The following is an 18172-nucleotide window of genomic DNA, read 5'->3' on the forward strand; positions in this document are numbered from 1 at the left end:
TGTCTAATAAGTGTATATTCTTAAAAATGATTCCTATGCAAATCAAGAGGACTTTTTAAGTGAAACGAGTATTGAGACTATCGTGAAAAAACTCATTTATCTGATACTTCTCATTACCTGTTTTGCATTATTTGCTCAAGGCAATGATTCAGTATCAATTACAATTTCTGGAGTTTCTGGAAAAGTCGAAGCCAATGTTGAAAAACGTTTGAATGAGTTACAAAAATTAAAACCCCTTGCCCAATTCAGCTTAGATGAGTTACAAGAACATGTCATTCAGGCAATTCAACCTTTTGGTTATTTTAAAGGGGAAGTGAAACTACAAAGACCTGACGCTCATCAGTTGACTGTTATTATTCATGCTGGTCCTCAAGTCATGATTTCGCGACTTAAAATTGAGCTGATCGGGGAAGGTTCACATAACCGCATGTTGCGGGATGCAATAAAAAATATACCACTCGCTCCAGGAGCCCCTCTTTTTACCGAACAATACGAGCAAACCAAATTAAAACTGCTTGATGCAGCAGAAAACCAAGGTTATATGCGTGCAGGCTTTAAAAAAAGTGAAATTTTAATTGATGAAGAGAACTATACAGCAGAAATCACCCTAATTCTTGACACGGGCCCTCTTTTTTATTTTGGGCAAGTTCAATTTAATCCTACATACATTAATCCAGCCTTATTGCACCGTTTTGTTCCTTTTCACCCTGGACAAGTCTATTCTGGTGATAAAGTACTCCAGTTAAATAATGATTTATCAAATAGCGGATATTTTAGTTCGGTACTTGTAAAGCCACAAATTACCGAAAATCCAACAGTACCTGTACAAATTTATACCGAGCCTGTATCTAAATACTCTTATACTCTTGGTGCGGGTTATGGAACAGATACGGGCGTTCGTGGTCGTGCTGCTTTGCATGTAATACCCGTCAATCGCCAAGGACATAAATTCAATCTCATGGCTCAAGGTTCTTTTGTGCAAAACGCATTACAGGCCCAGTATGTTATTCCTGGAAAAAACCCCATTCAGGATCAATACACACTTACAGGCAATTTTTCAAATTTAAACTACAGTGCGGGATACAGTAATTCGTTTCTTATCTCACTTGCCCAACAACATCGAATAACCAATTATCAACGTACTTTATCTATAAACTCGCTTTACGAAGGATTTCATTACGCACTTCAACAAAATACAAAACAATTTTTACTCTATCCCAAGGCAACTATTACCTGGAGCAAAACTCAAGATCTCCTCTTCTCACCCTCCGGATATAACATCACCATTAATGGTCTTGCTGCGAATCAAATCCTTTTATCGACTATTAATTTTGCTCAAGCTTCATTAGACATGAAAGCTGCAATGCGAATCGAACCACTCCGTTTACGTCTTTATGGACATGCAATTCAAGGATTTACTGCAATCAATAATATTAACCAGCAGCCCTTATCACTTGCATTACTTTTAGGAGGAACGGATAATTTAAAAGCGTTTAGTTTTAATTCAATAGGTCCAAGTAGAATAATAAGTTATGCTGGTTTTGAAATTCAAAAAGAAACCAAAAAAAATTGGTACTTAATTGCATTTTATGATGCAGGAGCGATTTACAATCCAACTCCTCTAAAAAGTTATTATGATGCAGGCGGTGGTTTAATGTGGGTTTCACCCGTAGGTCCAATTAAAGTAGGATTAGCTCAGGCAATTAATGGCCGATGGCAGCGCGATAGCAATAGCCCACGTTTGGTGATCAGCATGGGACCCGACTTATGAAGCGATTCCTGCTAAAAACGCTCCGAATTTTAGTTAAGATCCTTTATATTAGCTGTTTATTTATTATTTTATTTGCAGGGATAGCCTTATTTTTATTAGAAACAAAGTCAGGTTTAAGATCCCTCATTCAATTCAGCCATTTGTATCTACCAGGGACTCTTAAAGTGCAACAAATTGAGGGCAGTTTATTAAATCATTTTGTCTTGAGCGGAATTGAGTATCAAAATAAATCTTCTAAATTAAAAATAGAACAACTAGACGTTCAATGGCAGCCTCATTCTCTGCGAGAAAGCCAATTAATAACTGCTCAATGGCATGGCATGCAATGGTACAAAGCACAAGATAAAGTCATGGCTAGTGAAAAGGGAACAATCACCGCGACTGGCGTCTTACCTAACATGCAAATTAACTTACACTCTAAAGCAAACACTTCCCCCAATGATCATTGGCTGATGGATGCAAATATTCGTGGAAGATTCCCATGGCAATGGACATTCGATGGCAATCTGACGCAACCTGACACGGTATCGAGTCAGCATACTGGCTTATACACCAATTTATCTGCTCAAGGGGAGACTAGCGCTAAAAATCAGGGACACTTACTACTCAAGATACATCCCGGTTTTTACCAAACACCTAATAAGGATACCCTACCTCGTCTGCAATTTAAGGGGGGCTCTCTAAAAATCATCCTTTCACCTGAACAGCTTAAAGGTACTGGCACTTTGGCCATTGATGACCAGAAAAATTTAAAACTGGAATTTAAACTACCTAAATTTGCTCTTGATACTGGCTTAAAAGACAACCAACCCATAAACGGTGAATTATCATTGAATGTAAGCTCATTAGACTTTTTACAAAAAATCAGTCCAGAAATTAATAACTTAAAAGGACAATTGGTTGCCTCATTAAAAATAAGCGGTACTTTGAATAAAAATACTATTGAAAGTCGGCTCATACTCAGTAAAACCAGCCTTTCATTGCCTAAAATAGGACTTCATCTTGATGCACTTGAGATGAATGTACACGGTAAACAACGATCCTGGGAAGCAATCGGTTCGGCAGTCTCTGCAGGCCATCATTTATCACTTAGCGGAAAAGGAAATTTAAGTACCCAATTTATGGGGAATTTCACTCTAGAAGGAGAAAATTTTCCATTAGTTCAAACCAGCGAATATAAAATCCATATTTCCCCAAAACTTAATCTTAATATCACACCAACAACCCAAACTCTTTCGGGTACCATTTTGGTTCCTTATGCTGAAATTCAACCTCGCTCATTCCACAATAGTATTTCATTACCCGATGACGTAGTTTATAAGCGTAAAGAGAAAGCATCCCCCTCCTTTACACTAATTAACGGCATGGATATTGATCTTCAAATGGGTAAAGAAGTGGCCATCAATGTTAAAGGATTAAAAGGGAATTTGGATGGAACACTGCATGTAAAACAATCGCAACAGAATTCAATTAATGCATATGGAGAATTATCAGTTAGAAACGGTACTTATAAGGCTTATGGACAAGATTTAGCGATACAACAAGGACAACTCATTTTTACTGGAGGACCGATTTCTACTCCAGAAATTAATGTGCGTGCAGCAAAAAAAATTAGTATTTCTCCCACAACCTTTGCCAGTTCCAGCCAACTTTTAGACTTTAATAGTACGAACCTGCAAAACATTAATTATGGGGAAACCATGACTTTAGGAGTGGAAGTAACAGGTCGGTTAACTCGTCCGAAAATTCAACTATTTTCTGAGCCTGCTGTTCTTTCTCAAGCTGATATTCTTTCCATGCTTGTTCTAAGGCGACCAGCAAATCAGGCCAATAAGGCTGGAGGACAATTGCTGCTCGCAGCGATATCGTCGATGAACTTGGGAAGTAATACCAACAGCCTCCAACTTTTAGAGCAACTCAAACAAACTGCAGGTATTGATTTTAATGTGCAAACCAATACGAATTACAATCAAATCACGAACACCTCAAGTGACACAACTTCATTGGTGGTTGGTAAATCGCTCTCAAAACGCCTTTATTTAAGCTATAACATTGGTCTCTCACAAACAGATACCAATATGTTGACCCTCAGATATTTACTCAACAGATTTTTTAGTATTCAAATAAGCAACAGTGATACCAGTAGCGCCATTGATTTTTTGTATACCTCAAATAAGAAAATTAAAAAAAGGAAATACTAAATTGGTTATCATCCGCCTCATCTCCTGAAGTAATCACGTGATCCGAGCGTAGCGAGGGTTCTCCCATCATAACACCCGTGCTTCGCACGGAGATCCCTCTATCGGGATGGGGAAATTTCGCAACTCGAATTCCATGCATTTTCACTCAGGCTACACGAGTTATGTTAAAATACCTCCACTTTTATTTTGGCTCTTCACTACGAGCCTTACAAAAATGAACAAATAACAGGATCAATTCCATGACCGATTACACCATTCCCTTAAGATTGACTCGTTTAAGAAGCAATGCGATGTCTCGTGCTTTAGTTAAAGAAACACGGTTGCATCCTCAGCAATTTATCGCTCCTTTATTCATTAGCGAACTCATTCATGAGCCTCAAGAAATAAGTGCTATGCCTGGTCAATTTCAATTAAGCCTCGATTGCCTTCCTCAGGAAATTGAATTACTTAGTTCTTTAGGTATTCCTGCTGTCCTGCTATTTGGTATTCCTAAACATAAAGATGCATATGGCAGTGAATCATTCAATGATGAAGGCATCATCCAAAAAGCGATAAAAAAAATTCGCACTGTGAATAAAGACATCTTAATTATTACTGATCTTTGTTTTTGTGAGTACACAGATCATGGACATTGTGGTGTACTCAATGGCGAATGTATTGATACCGATAAGACATTAACTTTTCTTGCAAAACAAGCTGTAAGTCATGCAAAAGCTGGTGCTGATTGGGTCGCGCCTAGCGGAATGACGGATGGGATGGTCCATGCGATTCGTAATGCATTAGATGCCCAAGGATATCAGCATATACCTATATTAAGTTACAGTGCGAAATATTGCTCTTGCCTGTATGGACCTTTTAGAGAGGCAGCACAGGGAGCACCCAAATTTGGCAATCGCAAGAGCTATCAAATGGATCCCGCCAATGGCGCTGAAGCTTTAAGAGAAACCGCATTAGACCTGGAGGAAGGTGCTGATATGATGATGGTTAAGCCGGCCGGATTTTACTTGGATGTTATCGCAAGACTCAAGCAACATTTCCCTGAGGTGCCCCTTTGTGCTTATCAGGTAAGTGGTGAATATTCAATGATTAAGATAGCCGCCCAAAACCAACTCATCAATGAAGAACACGCCATCATAGAGAGCTTAACTGCGATAAAGCGTGCTGGGGCGGATTTTATTATTTCTTACTTTGCTAAAGATATCGCACGTTTAATATCTCAGAATAAATTTTCCTAAAAAACTTAAGTCTTAGTAAGCTATTAAATGGCCTAAGACTGATGGTGATAGACACTAAGATATTTTGCGATATACTCTTGGTGCGTTTTAAGATGTAGAAAAGTCGATTGGTTTAGAACATTAAGTTTGCTTTAGAGATTGAAAAGGACAACACGAACCAATCATTTATAATTAAACGGAGAAAAAGATATAATGAATTTATTATTTAAAGGTTTTTCAGCAATTGCTTTAAGTTTAAGTGCTGTCACAGCTTTTGCAAGTCCAGCTTATCTAGTCACTCACAATAATACCCCAGAAGAATCAAATGCTTATATAGCAGGCGTTCCTTCTGCGTACCCAACTGCTGGCAATTCAACACAAAAAGTTTATTGGAATCTCGTAAAATTAGCCTGCTATGGACATACAACTGGCAAACAATGTACAGCAGTAATTAAAATGGCTACTAATACTTCTAATCCAGTAGAAGTAGGTGAGGTTCATATGGATCTTGATTCTGGTGATATTACTCCAAAATATTTATCAAAGAATGGATATACGCTGACTGTAAATGGACCTGGTGAAGCGACTATAAACAAAGGCTAATGCTCCATATATGCTAGGAGGCGGCTCTCGCCTCCATCTCGGTATTCACCTATCGATAAATCATAAAATTCAGTAACATATAGCAAAACGGCCCTGCCCCCAAGATACATTAGAAATTCCTCTCCGCCTCAACATCCTGAGGATTTTACGACAAAGGATCTCTTGATTTAATATCAATAACGCTGGCAGCACATTGCCTCCTCTACCCATGGAATGATGTTTATGCGTAATAGGCTGATAACTGGACACATTAATTCATAAAATAAAAAAGCCACATAAAGTGGCTTTTTACTATTCAGAATGTCTGAACTATTTATTTTGTTGGTGCTTCAGGGACTTTATCAATAACCCATGTCAATTGAGCACCCACTAGATCAGCAGCAAAATGACCGCCATCAATATCTACGTTGTATACAGAGGTTGTTGAAAGAGCCTGGAAGGAATCAACATCTGGTCTAGACCCAGCAAACAAATGAGTATAGCCTACGTCAACACCAACATTGGGTCGCCATTGATAATGAGCACCAACAGCAATAGCCCAACGGTCCACGTCAGGTAAGCGAACATTTCTAAAGGTATCATTTGTAGGGGTCTGATCATAACCACCACCCAAACGAAGCATTAATTTTGGGTTTACCCAATAATTGGCACCCAGAGCAACACGCCAAGAATCATGGTAATCTTGGATTACATTACTATCAATATTTGCTTGAGTCACATTAAAAAATGGTGGTGATCCAATATTGGGTACCGCAACATTATTTAATTGGATGTTTTTAAACACACCCCAGCCGGTATATACAACCGAACCTAATAAAGCCAATTTGTCATTGATGTCTTGATAAGCACTCAATGTAACCACATCTGGGAATTCTTGTGGGTTACTAAATAAGTCATCATTTGTACGGGATGCTGAAGGAGGCAATATTGGGAAAACCAATTCAAAATTATTATTAGCCAATATTCCTGATAAGCGACTATGTCCATAGAAAACATGGCGCACTCTGGATTGATAATTAAGACCTATGCGAGTGTGATTGTCATTAAACATTCCCATCGCACCAACATGGAATCCAACGCCCCAAGATGAAGCTTTGTTATAACTTAAAGAATCAACCTTAGCGGGATCTTCTTGCAGAAGCAAGAAAAGAGTCGGCGCACCAATCATTTGATTAAACTTTGCACGCGCCCATTGCAGATCCAGACCAGCTCCCAATGCAAAATGCTCAGTCAGTCGAGTTCCTAATTCTGGCGAAATATTAGTCGTTAAAATTTCGGTATAAGTCGCGGAATAGCGTACTGGGGAATCAGGAGCCCAATCAGTAGCTAATCCAAATGGAGCAGTAACACTTAAGCCAAAAGTAGTACGCTCACCTAACGGCAAAGCATAATGGAATGAAGGAACAAACGCATCATAACTGCCATCAACTCCTTCGAAATTTTGTACGTATTGAACGACAGGAGGGAAAGGTGGAGGAAGACCCGTTGAAGTAGTAAATGTACTTGAGCCATCCATTTTCAGGGTGGGAAATATGCCAATACCACCGAAAACCACTTGCTGCTCACGAAGCAAAGCTAAACCGGCAGGGTTATACCAGCCTGTTGATGCGTCGGCTGCTTCAGCTGCAGAACCCGCGGCATAGTTACCAACTGCATATCCAGCGCTTTCTCCGTATAAAGAGAATCCAGCTGCATGAGCGCCACCAGCAGCAGCTAGAACACTAATAACAGCTGCATTAACTAGTGTCCTTAAAGGTTTGTGCATATTTTTCACTCCTTATTACTCCTTAATAACATACTTCAAAATTTGAATAAAATACGTCCGCTAAAAAGCGAGTGTACCCTGTTTTCAAATCATTAAAAACACCTTCAAAATACTTTTTTCTTATTTAGATTCAACAGCTAATGAATATTAATCCATAATGAAGCAATTAAATCCATCATGGTTAATTAATGAGTAATATTGCCATTGAATTTTTAATTCGTGTTCTGGAGACTTGTGCTGCTCCTCCCCTCCATGGTAATGTGTATTAATTTTGTGCGGAAATGAATCATGCAACAAATAGTAACCAAATTTGGTGGTACCAGCGTTTCAACTCGTAACACATGGAATAATATCGCCTCCATTACTAAGAAACATATAAATTCTGGGGTACAACCTGTTATTGTTTGCTCCGCGCTGACGCAAGTTTCCAATAAACTTGAAAAAGCCATTGAGGCTGCTTTAATCAATGAACATCAGAGCATTTTGACTGAGATTCGTAATGGACATCTCAATCTTGCGGAACAACTTGAGGTAGATCCTGAGTTAATTGCTAAAGATCTGCTTCAATTAGAACAATGGCTCACTGGTATTGCCTTATTGAAACAAGCTCCTGCCAAGACTCATGCGGAAATTTTAAGTATGGGCGAACTCATGATGACTCGCCTAGGCCATGCTTTTCTCGAAAAGCAAGGAATTCATTGTACATGGTATGATGCTCGTGAACTCTTAACCAGTATCCCATTCCCAGATGGAGGGTCTGCGAATTATCTATCCGCTCGTTGTGAGAGTGAGTATGATTCTGAATTAGTTGAAAAATTTATCTCCTGTGGCGCTCAAGCCATTATTACTCAAGGTTTTTTTGCTGCAAATCCACAAGGTGAAACCGTTTTGCTAGGCAGAGGAGGCTCGGATACTTCAGCTGCTCTGCTCGCAGGGAAACTTCAAGCTGCATCGTGTGAAATTTGGACGGATGTTCCTGGAATATATACAGCCAATCCGCATCAACTGCCACAAGCCCGTTTATTGAAGAAATTAAACTACGATGAGGCGCAGGAAATTGCAACTATGGGTGCCAAAGTATTACACCCCAATTGCATTCCTCCTGTTCGTCGAGCCAATATTCCAATGTCAGTCAAATTTACACAAATGCCGGAACATTCAGGAACGCTCATCACTAAAGATATTGATGAAACGGCCCCCCTCATTAAATCCATTCAGATAAAAAACAGTATCCTATTGATCTCTATTGATACATTACACATGTGGCAACAAGTGGGTTTTTTATCTGATGTATTTACCGCTTTTAAACATCATGGTTTCTCAGTAGACTTACTCTCGTCTTCTGAGTTTAACGTGACTTTATCCCTCGATATCAATAGTAAAATACATGATCGACCTGCAATTAATGCTTTATTAGCAGAATTAAATCAATTCGGTCGAGCGAAACTCATTGAACCCTGTAGTGCAGTAAGTCTCGTTGGTCATCACATCAGAACGGTACTGCCACAACTTGGGCCAGCTTTAGAAGTTTTTGAAGCCAAACAAGTCTATTTAATGTCGCTTGCATCCAATGATTTGAACCTCACGTTTGTTGTTGATGAATCACAAGCAAATCAATTATGCCAAAAGCTGCATCATTTGCTCATAGAAAATAACCCTCAAATTTTTTATTACTCAAAAAGCTGGCATGAAGAATTCGGTAAACCTACTGTGCGTAGTATTCCTTGGTGGGAAAAAGAGCGCGACCGTTTATTAACCATTGCCTCACTCAATTCACCTTGCTATGTTTATCATAGCGAAACCCAAGCTGCCCGAGCCAGGCAACTACTGGCTTTAAAATCGATTGATACGCTGTTTTACGCGATAAAAGCCAATCCTCATCCCTCGATTTTAAAAACTATGGAAAAAGAAGGCATCGGTTTTGAATGTGTTTCTATTCAAGAACTGGATAGAGTATTGGAATTTTTCCCTAAGATAGACCGAAAGCGTATTCTATTTACACCAAATTTTGCACCAAAAACTGAGTATGAGTATGCACTCAATATAGGTTGTTATGTCACCATAGATAGCTTGTATCCTTTAGAGCACTGGGCAGATCTGTTTAAAAACCGTGAAGTCATTATTCGTATCGATCCAGGTACTGGAGCTGGCCATCACAAGCACGTTTCAACAGGAGGCAATGAGTCAAAATTTGGTATTACACAAAATGATATTGAGCAAGTTGTCGCATTAACCAAAAAGCATAATATCAAAGTGGTGGGATTGCATGCTCATTCAGGAAGCGGCATTCTAACCCCAGAATTGTGGCAACAAACAGCTTTAATGCTCGCCTCTTTAACGGAACAATTCCCACACGTTCAATCGATTAATCTAGGTGGAGGATTGGGCGTAGTGGAAAAACCAGGGCAACAACCATTGGATTTTACAAGTTTAGATGCCCTGTTAATGGCAGTAAAAACACGTTATCCACAAATTAAAATTTGGCTTGAGCCCGGACGATTTTTTGTGGCAGAAAGTGGTGTTATTCTTGCCAAAGTAACTCAATGTAAAGAAAAAGGTAAGGTAAAATTTGTTGGCATCGAAACAGGGATGAACTCCCTAATTCGTCCCTCTTTATACGGTGCTTACCATGAGATTGTTAACTTAAGCAGATTGTATGAAGAAAAAGCCGGATTTTCGCATATAGTTGGTCCAATTTGTGAATCAGGTGACACCCTTGGCTATGACCGATTATTGCCCGTGACAGAGGAAGGCGATGTATTATTAATCGCCAACGCAGGAGCTTATGGCCGGTGCATGAGTTCACATTACAATTTGCGCCCACCAGCACAAGAAATCGTTATTGAATAAGTCTTCCTTATCCCCATGTAGCTTAGGCCTTGGCCCAACGACAAAGACGATTGTGATTCAGTGATGTTGGGCCAAGGCCTAAGCTACATGGGGATAATGTGCCTGCCAAGACGGGTGAAGACATCTTACATTCTCAAAAAATAAACATACAGGGATTAAAACAATGTTAGTCGACAGTGATCAACGAAGCCAAGCTACGGATCCTTCCTTATCATTTATCGTACAAGCTCCTGCAGGCTCAGGCAAAACTGAAATTCTCACCCAACGTTATTTGAGACTGTTAAGCACAGTCACTGCCCCAGAACAAATTATCGCACTAACTTTCACGCGTAAAGCAGCAAGCGAAATGCGCGAACGTATTGTGCATGCCTTACAGCAAGCAGCAAATAAAAAAAAAGCCGATACACCCCATCAACAAAAGACACTTGCTTTCGCTGGAGAAGCGCTTCAACGAGATGCACATTTTCAATGGAATTTATTACAACAGCCGAATCGATTGAGAGTGATTACGATTGACTCCTTATGCCAAAGCATCAATCAAGCAATTCCTCTTTTGGAAAAACAAATTGCTTATTCACAAATTACGGAAAAAGTAGAGAGTCATTATTTAAATGCTGGACGACGCTGTATTCAATTTGCTCTGACAACACCAGAATACCAAAAAGCAATAAAAACGCTCTTGTTGCATGTGGATAACCGTCAAGATCGACTGCTAGAACTCTTTACCACACTCCTATCTCAAAGGGATCAATGGTTAGCCCCTTTATTTCAAGCACGTACTCAAGAAAAATCGACTTTTGAACGAGCACTCCAACTTATAGAGCAACACGAGTTAAAGCGATTCAAACAAAGTCTCCCCCCACATCTATGTGAGGAGTTGACTCGATCTGCACGTGAATTAGCGATTATAGAAAACAACCCGAATTCGCCACGTTACCGTCTCAAAGATTGGTATGATTTTCAACAGACAAATCAAGAAACTGCAACTGCCTTAAGTAAATTATTGCTTACTGGTGATGGCAATTTACGTAAAAGTTTTGATCATCATGTTGGCCTGCTTAGTACCTCCTGCCCGGCTGATGAATACAAGAGACTTAAAAATGCAAGCAAAGAATTACTCACTGATTTAAATGAGTACCCTGATTTCCTGGAAGCTTTAATCCAAGTCAGTAATTTACCCGCACCAGAATATGATCCTGAGCAATGGGAAGTTCTGCAAGCCCTGTTTTTGTTGCTCCCTATCCTTGTAGGTCATTTGCACATTTTATTTAGCGAACATAATGAAATTGACTTTACTGCCATAGCTCAGCAAGCATTAAATGCCTTAGGTAATGAAGAAAATCCAACTGATTTAGCTTTGTATTTAGATCATACTCTTCAACATATTCTGGTTGATGAATTTCAGGATACTTCGATTACCCAATTTGAACTTTTAACTAAACTAGTTTTGGGATGGGAAGAAGGCGATGGAAGAACCCTTTTTATTGTGGGCGATCCCATGCAATCCATCTACCGTTTTCGGCAAGCGGAAGTAGGCTTATTCTTTCGTGCTAAAGAACAAGGTATAGGTCCTGTTACACTTCAGTCTCTAGAGTTAAGCTGTAATTTTCGCTCTACACAAACCATTGTTAATTGGGTAAATAATCAGTTCACCCATATTTTCCCTAAGCAAGTCGATATAGAATCTGGGGCCGTTTCATTTCATCCTAGTGTCAATGTCATTCAAAATAAAGAATGCAGCATGGTACAAGCCCTGCAATTTAAAAATCGAAAACAGGAAGCAAAAAAACTCATAGAAATCATCCAACAGGAGCTGCAAACTGATCCTGAGCAAACTATGGCGATTCTTGTACGCTCAAGAACCCAACTTAGCGAAATTATTCGTCTCTTACGCCAACATCAAATCCCCTATCAAGGCACTGATATTACTTTATTGGCCAATCTAGGCCACTTACGTGATGTTTGGTCACTAACTCAAGCTTTATTGACACCCGCCAATCGCCTCTCCTGGCTCGCTGTCCTGCATAGTCCTTATTGTGGGTTGTCTTTAAGTGATATTCATGCCATAGCCCAGTTCAATAAGAAAAAATCGATTTACTTCGCTTTATTACATTTAGACAAGATCTCAGGCCTCAGTGAAGAAGGCAGGATTCGCGCGAGTTATTTGATACGTGTCATGCACAAATCACTCAGCCAAAGATATGAAACCCAACTCTCAGCCTGGGTGATCAGAACCTTAAAAGAATTACATATTGAACATATCCTAAATGCCAATCAACTCAATGACCTGGAACAATTCTGGACCTTGCTTGATCGTTATCAACAAGACGGTCGCTTATCGGATATGAATGAATTTCTCGCAGAACTTAATAAACTCTATTCACAACAAGCAAATCCTTCACGGTTACACGTGATGACGATTCATAAATCTAAAGGATTGGAGTTTGATACTGTATTTCTACCTGGTTTGGGAGCACAACCCAATCGTGGTGATAATCCAATGTTACGTTGGCTCAATTTACCTACTCAGAAACATGGTAATTTGTTGCTGATGTCCCCTATCCACGCGGCACATCAAGACCATTGTGCTTTATATGATTACTTAAGTCAGTTAGATGAAGTAAAAAGTCGTTATGAAGCACAACGATTACTGTATGTTGCTGTAACACGAGCAAAGTCGCGTTTGTATTTAACGGATCACTCAGAAAAGTCTTCTAAAACTTCATTTCGAAACCTTCTGAAAAATATAGAGTTTATTGCAGAAGAGCCATTATCCAGTATTGAAGAATCAAACCAGCTTTTACCCAAAATCGGACGCTTACCCCTCGTTTATTATCAAAATAAAACTTCTGAAACCCTTGAAATGCTCACCCATGTCAAGACAACATCTTCCTCTTTATCAACGACTACTCCTCGACTCATCGGTATAGTAACGCACCAATTATTGCAATGGATATGTGATAATCATCCTAAAACCCTAACCGAAATCCCCTGGAGTTTAGCCCGTTATGAATTACGGAAGCTAGGCTTCGATGAATCAATGCAACATGAGGCCCTGCTCAATATGCAAGAACAAATCACCCGAATGTTTAAGGATCAAGTAGGGTTGTGGATTATTAGCAAACATCATCAAGAACAAAACGAATACGAATTATTGGTAGAACAACAAAATAGACCGATTACCCGGATTATTGATCGTACTTTTGAGGATCAAGGAAAACGCTGGATTATCGACTTCAAAACAGGAAAAGAAGATGAAACATCCTTGAGAAAACACCGAGATCAATTGAATGAGTACGGTTCTTATATATCAAAACAAACACCTTTACCTATCTATTGCGGGATTTATTATCTCCTGAGCAATCATTGGACTAATTGGCAATACGAGCCCTCCGAAATGCTCATCACATAGAATCTTTTCTCCTAGGGTCTATTTACAATTCGCTAGATTGAGCCATTTTGACCAAGATAGTAGAATTGTAAACAGACCCACCTCTGCGCTATCATTCCTCTTTTCCATTCAAGGTTAAGCCATGACCACTGAAAATACTGTAATTCACTTACTAAATACTCTAAAAGATCCGTTTCTCGGCCTCACAGGTAAGGAAATGAACTTACAATTTAGCCTTGAAATGGCTGACAATCAGTTGCTCGTCAATCTTACCGCAGGCTTTCCTTGTAATTTGCTCGAAGAAAATTACAAACCCCTGTTTCTCGGAGCCTTACAATCAGCATTTCCTAATCAAGAGATAGTAATTCATTTCAATCAATGGATTAAACCTCACAAAACGCAACTCGTAGGCAAAGGCTTACGTGGAGTAAAAAATACTATTGCTGTAGCGTCCGGAAAGGGAGGAGTCGGGAAATCAACTATAACCGTTAACTTAGCAACTGCATTAGCTCGATTAGGGGCGCGGGTAGGCATTTTAGATGCAGACATCTATGGCCCTAGTATGCCTTTAATGCTCGGCGAAACAGAACCAGTGCAAGTGAGTGGACAACATTATCTTCCTGCAAAAGCCCATGGAATAGAAAGCATGTCTATTGGCTATCTAACAGACAGTGACCAAGCGATAATCTGGCGAGGTCCTATGCTTGCCAAATCCCTAATCCAAATGCTGGATATTACCCTTTGGGATAATTTAGATTATTTATTCATTGATTTACCCCCTGGTACGGGTGATATCCAACTGACTTTAGTACAAAAAATTCCATTGACTGCAGCAATAGTAGTGACTACCCCACAAAACGTAGCAACACTTGATGCACAAAAAGGAATACATATGTTTTCTAAAACAGGAATTGATGTTCTTGGTATCATAGAAAATATGTCCACTCACATCTGCAGCCAATGCGGACATCAAGAATCAATTTTTGGTGCAGGTGGTGCAGAAACACTTTGTACTGCGCACCATACGACATTACTAGGACAACTTCCCTTAGATGGACGCATAAGAGAAAACTGTGATGAAGGTACTCCCACTGCAACTAAAGCCCGTGATGAATTAACGGATACATTAATTAAAACAGCAATGAAGAGCGCGATTGAATTGGCCAAAAAACCAGTTAATTACGCAGACAAGTTTCCTAAAATTGTTGTTGAGTGAATTCTTCCAGAGGGGGTATACTTGCTCAACTAATATAGGATCATCGTAGCCCTCATCCGCCCTGGTGGGCACCTTCTCCCCTAATAGGGAGAAGGGTAATTATTCTGCACCTAAACTACGATGGTACATCAATAACAATAAAAATAAATTAGCCATGGAACGATTAATAATAGTAGCAATAAGTATTCTGTATTCCTGTCTGGCCTTAGCCAAATCTCCCTATCAAATTGATTTGATCCTATTTGCACACCCCAATCAAAACGCTGGCCTAGCTATCGACGCACCGCTCATTCCAATGGGTGCAAACGCGATATCCTTAAAGACTGATACAGACAAATCAGGAAAACCTTACCGATTGTTGCCCCCATCTTCTTCAAGCTTGCGTGATGAATACTATTTGCTAACTCGTAAATCCCACTATCAAGTCCTAGCCCATTATTCATGGAGGCAACCAGCTAATAATCAAAGTAGTGTCGCTTTTCCGATGGTTGAACATAACGGCTGGCAAATGCAAGGGACTTTAAATGTGAAACAAGCGAGTTATTATTTTTTTGATGCAAAGTTCCAAGTATCACCGCCCAATAATCCACAATCGTCATTTACTATTTCACAAAAACAACGCCTTAAAGAGAATGTTGTGTATTATTTAGATAATGCTCAAATAGGCATGTTAGTTAAGATTCACCAATTGGAGTCATAAAGAAACTTCCCTTCTCTCCTATTCCCGTCTTCACGAGCATAACGAGGGAGCTCTTCAACGAGTCTCAACGAGGCGCTCCCTTGCTATGCTCGAGATAACGAAGGGAGGAGCTTTTATAAGTGAAGGTCAATGAGATCACCGGTTTCGCTGATCTGCATCAGATTACAACATTTATTTGTTTCCAGGAGAAAAAATTTGATCAAATACCGTTGCACCACCTTCCACTACATGTTTCATCGCTGTATTTACATCAGAGACACCGGGATTAGGCTTGTTTGAAAAAAAGCCTAAAAAACCATTCCCTGCTTGTTTGCTTCTGCCAATCTCATGCAATCCAAACACCGCTGCTGCGGTTAGAGTTAATGAGGCAAATGGACCTAATCTGGCATAAAAAGGGGACATAAATAAATTTCCAAAACTGATTAATGCACCAGTCTTGAGGGTTTTTTCAGGATTTACTTGATCTCTAGGCATACTACACTTCCTTGATACATAATTTGAAAACGTACCCATTAAGGGCGAGCATTTTTATCACTAGGCATAATTTCATCAAATATCGCTGCGCCTCCAACGGAAATATTTGCCAGAGTATTTTGAACCTCTGTACTTTTATCACCCGTTTTACCACCAAAAAAAGAATTCATGTTATTTACTCCATTCTCAACTGCTCTTCTTTTTTTGCCTATCTCGTGCGCACCATATAAAAAAGCGCCGGTTGCCACAATGGCTGTAGTCAAACCGAATTTTGCATCAAGCCAATACAGTGGCGCTAAAAGGGTATTTCCAATTGCCAGCAATGCGCCCGTCTTTCCAGCATCATCCATATTGATTTTAGATTGTGACATATCAACTCCTTATGATAATTATTTTTCAATACAGCCTATTTGAGTGCCAATAAAATTGCAAGCATAAATTTAAAACACCATAGTGCATAATACGAAACCAAATTCATTTTGAATTGAATTAAAGCAAGCTGTGCATTATAATTTCATATGACAAAAATGGAATCATGAGCTCATAATGCCCACACACAACCGAATGATTGATGCGCTCACTTTATGTCTCAAACAAAAATCCACTAAGGATTTTAAATTAGATAATTCATCTGCTTATGCAGGGCTTGCCAACCTCTATGAAAACTATGCTCTAGAAAATAAAACGGAACAATTTTTTGAGGCATTGGCCCAATTATGCTCTATACCTAACGATTATCTCATTGGGGATAATCCAATTTTGGATAATTTTATCATTCAACTGGAAAAAGTGTTCCACCCCAAAAAAAAGGAAAAACCAGTTACTCGAGCTATCCCATGGTGGGAACTGGAACGCACACATTTACTCGCTCTTGCAGAGGATCATTCACCCTGTTATGTTTATCACTGCCCAACACAAACATCCCAGGCACGAAAATTATTGGCGCTACAAGCAATCGACACGCTATTTTATGCAATCAAGGCCAATCCTCATCCATCAATTTTAAAAACATTAGAAAAAGAAGGTATTGGTTTTGAATGCGTTTCCATCCAGGAATTAAGTCACATACATAATCTATTTCCTCACATCGATAAAAAGCGAATTTTATTTACTCCGAATTTTGCTCCAAAGAGGGAATATCAAGTTGCGATGAACTCAGGATGTTATGTGACAATAGATAATTTGTACCCACTAAGGAATTGGCCTGAGTTATTTAAAAATCGCGAGGTCATAGTCCGCATTGACCCAGGTGTTGGTGCGGGTCATCACAAACATGTTGTGACTGGAGGCAATGAGTCAAAGTTTGGTATCACTCAAAATGATATAGAACAACTAAAAATTTTAGCCCAGGAACATAACATCCATGTCATTGGTCTGCATTCCCATTCAGGCAGTGGGATTCTTACTCCAGAACTTTGGGAACAAACTGCTTTAGTACTTACCTCATTTCTTAAGCAATTCCCTCAGGTTCAGTTCATTAATTTAGGTGGTGGCTTGGGAATCATTGAAAAACCAGGACAAAGCTCTTTAGATCTCAAAAAACTTGACTCAAAACTACTCGCAATCAAATCAAAATATCCTCATTTAAGATTCTGGATGGAACCCGGGCGTTTTTTTGTCGCAGAAAGTGGCATCATTTTAGCTAAGGTCACTCAATGTAAGGAAAAAGGATCGGTGCAATTTGTAGGAATTGAAACGGGAATGAATTCATTAATTAGGCCTTCTTTATATGGGGCTTATCATGAAATTGTTAACTTAAGTCGGCTCTATTCAGAACAATCCGGAGTAGCACACATTGTAGGTCCGATTTGTGAATCAGGTGATACACTGGGATATGACCGCTTATTACCTATCACTCAAGAAGGAGATATCATGTTAATTGCCAATACCGGGGCCTATGGACACTGTATGAGTTCCAATTACAATTTAAGACCACCTGCAAAAGAAATTATTTTAGAAGCATAATATTTTTTATATTTCCTTTACT

General features: G+C 39.4%; 11 protein-coding genes and 1 pseudogene. 9 read left to right on the forward strand and 3 right to left on the reverse strand.

All coding sequences use genetic code 11. The features are described 5' to 3' along the window. Positions 1 to 82: 82 nt before the first annotated feature. From OQJ26_RS03135 to OQJ26_RS03150, 4 genes are all read left to right on the forward strand, one after another. Positions 83 to 1771, forward strand: a complete 1689-nt coding sequence (locus OQJ26_RS03135; RefSeq protein WP_265702462.1) for an autotransporter assembly complex protein TamA — start codon at positions 83 to 85, stop codon at positions 1769 to 1771. Positions 1772 to 1935: 164 nt separating this feature from the next. Then, positions 1936 to 3972, forward strand: coding sequence for a translocation/assembly module TamB domain-containing protein (locus tag OQJ26_RS03140; protein WP_265702463.1), 2037 nt, complete (start codon positions 1936 to 1938; stop codon positions 3970 to 3972). A gap of 239 nt (positions 3973 to 4211) precedes the next feature. After that, a complete protein-coding gene (gene hemB, locus OQJ26_RS03145; protein ID WP_265702465.1) occupies positions 4212 to 5207 on the forward strand; it encodes a porphobilinogen synthase in 996 nt (331 codons plus the stop codon). 192 nt (positions 5208 to 5399) lie between these two features. Continuing rightward, positions 5400 to 5789, forward strand: a complete 390-nt coding sequence (locus OQJ26_RS03150; RefSeq protein WP_028381973.1) for a hypothetical protein — start codon at positions 5400 to 5402, stop codon at positions 5787 to 5789. Between the two features lie 313 nt (positions 5790 to 6102). Here the strand turns inward: OQJ26_RS03150 and OQJ26_RS03155 are convergent, their stop codons facing one another. Next, on the reverse strand, positions 6103 to 7563 hold the full coding sequence (locus tag OQJ26_RS03155; protein WP_265702466.1) for an OmpP1/FadL family transporter: 1461 nt from the start codon (positions 7561 to 7563) through the stop codon (positions 6103 to 6105). A 279-nt stretch (positions 7564 to 7842) separates the two neighbouring features. On the opposite strand from OQJ26_RS03155, the gene OQJ26_RS03160 reads away from it, so the two are divergent. The 4 genes from OQJ26_RS03160 to OQJ26_RS03175 all read left to right on the forward strand — a co-directional run bounded on the left by OQJ26_RS03160 (position 7843) and on the right by OQJ26_RS03175 (position 15711). Next, the gene (locus OQJ26_RS03160; protein WP_265702467.1) at positions 7843 to 10404 is read left to right on the forward strand and encodes a bifunctional aspartate kinase/diaminopimelate decarboxylase; all 2562 of its coding nucleotides are present in this window, start codon (positions 7843 to 7845) and stop codon (positions 10402 to 10404) included. 163 nt (positions 10405 to 10567) lie between these two features. Further along, complete coding sequence (locus tag OQJ26_RS03165) at positions 10568 to 13816, forward strand: UvrD-helicase domain-containing protein (protein WP_265702468.1); 3249 nt, start codon at positions 10568 to 10570, stop codon at positions 13814 to 13816. 121 nt (positions 13817 to 13937) lie between these two features. Continuing rightward, on the forward strand, positions 13938 to 15011 hold the full coding sequence (apbC, locus tag OQJ26_RS03170; RefSeq protein WP_265702469.1) for an iron-sulfur cluster carrier protein ApbC: 1074 nt from the start codon (positions 13938 to 13940) through the stop codon (positions 15009 to 15011). Positions 15012 to 15165: 154 nt separating this feature from the next. Continuing rightward, positions 15166 to 15711 carry a CsiV family protein gene (locus OQJ26_RS03175; RefSeq protein ID WP_265702470.1) on the forward strand — a complete coding sequence of 182 codons (546 nt, stop codon included), beginning with the start codon at positions 15166 to 15168 and terminating at the stop codon, positions 15709 to 15711. A 171-nt stretch (positions 15712 to 15882) separates the two neighbouring features. Here OQJ26_RS03175 and OQJ26_RS03180 read toward each other — a convergent pair whose 3' ends face one another. Both OQJ26_RS03180 and OQJ26_RS03185 read right to left on the reverse strand, forming a co-directional pair. Further along, a complete protein-coding gene (locus OQJ26_RS03180) occupies positions 15883 to 16185 on the reverse strand; it encodes a hypothetical protein (RefSeq protein WP_265702471.1) in 303 nt (100 codons plus the stop codon). A gap of 38 nt (positions 16186 to 16223) precedes the next feature. After that, a complete protein-coding gene (locus OQJ26_RS03185; protein ID WP_265702472.1) occupies positions 16224 to 16556 on the reverse strand; it encodes a hypothetical protein in 333 nt (110 codons plus the stop codon). Between the two features lie 340 nt (positions 16557 to 16896). On the opposite strand from OQJ26_RS03185, the pseudogene lysA reads away from it, so the two are divergent. Next, a pseudogene (lysA, locus tag OQJ26_RS03190) lies at positions 16897 to 18150 on the forward strand (diaminopimelate decarboxylase); the annotation flags it as partial. Positions 18151 to 18172 lie beyond the last annotated feature (22 nt).

It is taken from the genome of Legionella sheltonii (assembly GCF_026191355.1).
GTDB lineage: Bacteria > Pseudomonadota > Gammaproteobacteria > Legionellales > Legionellaceae > Legionella > Legionella sheltonii.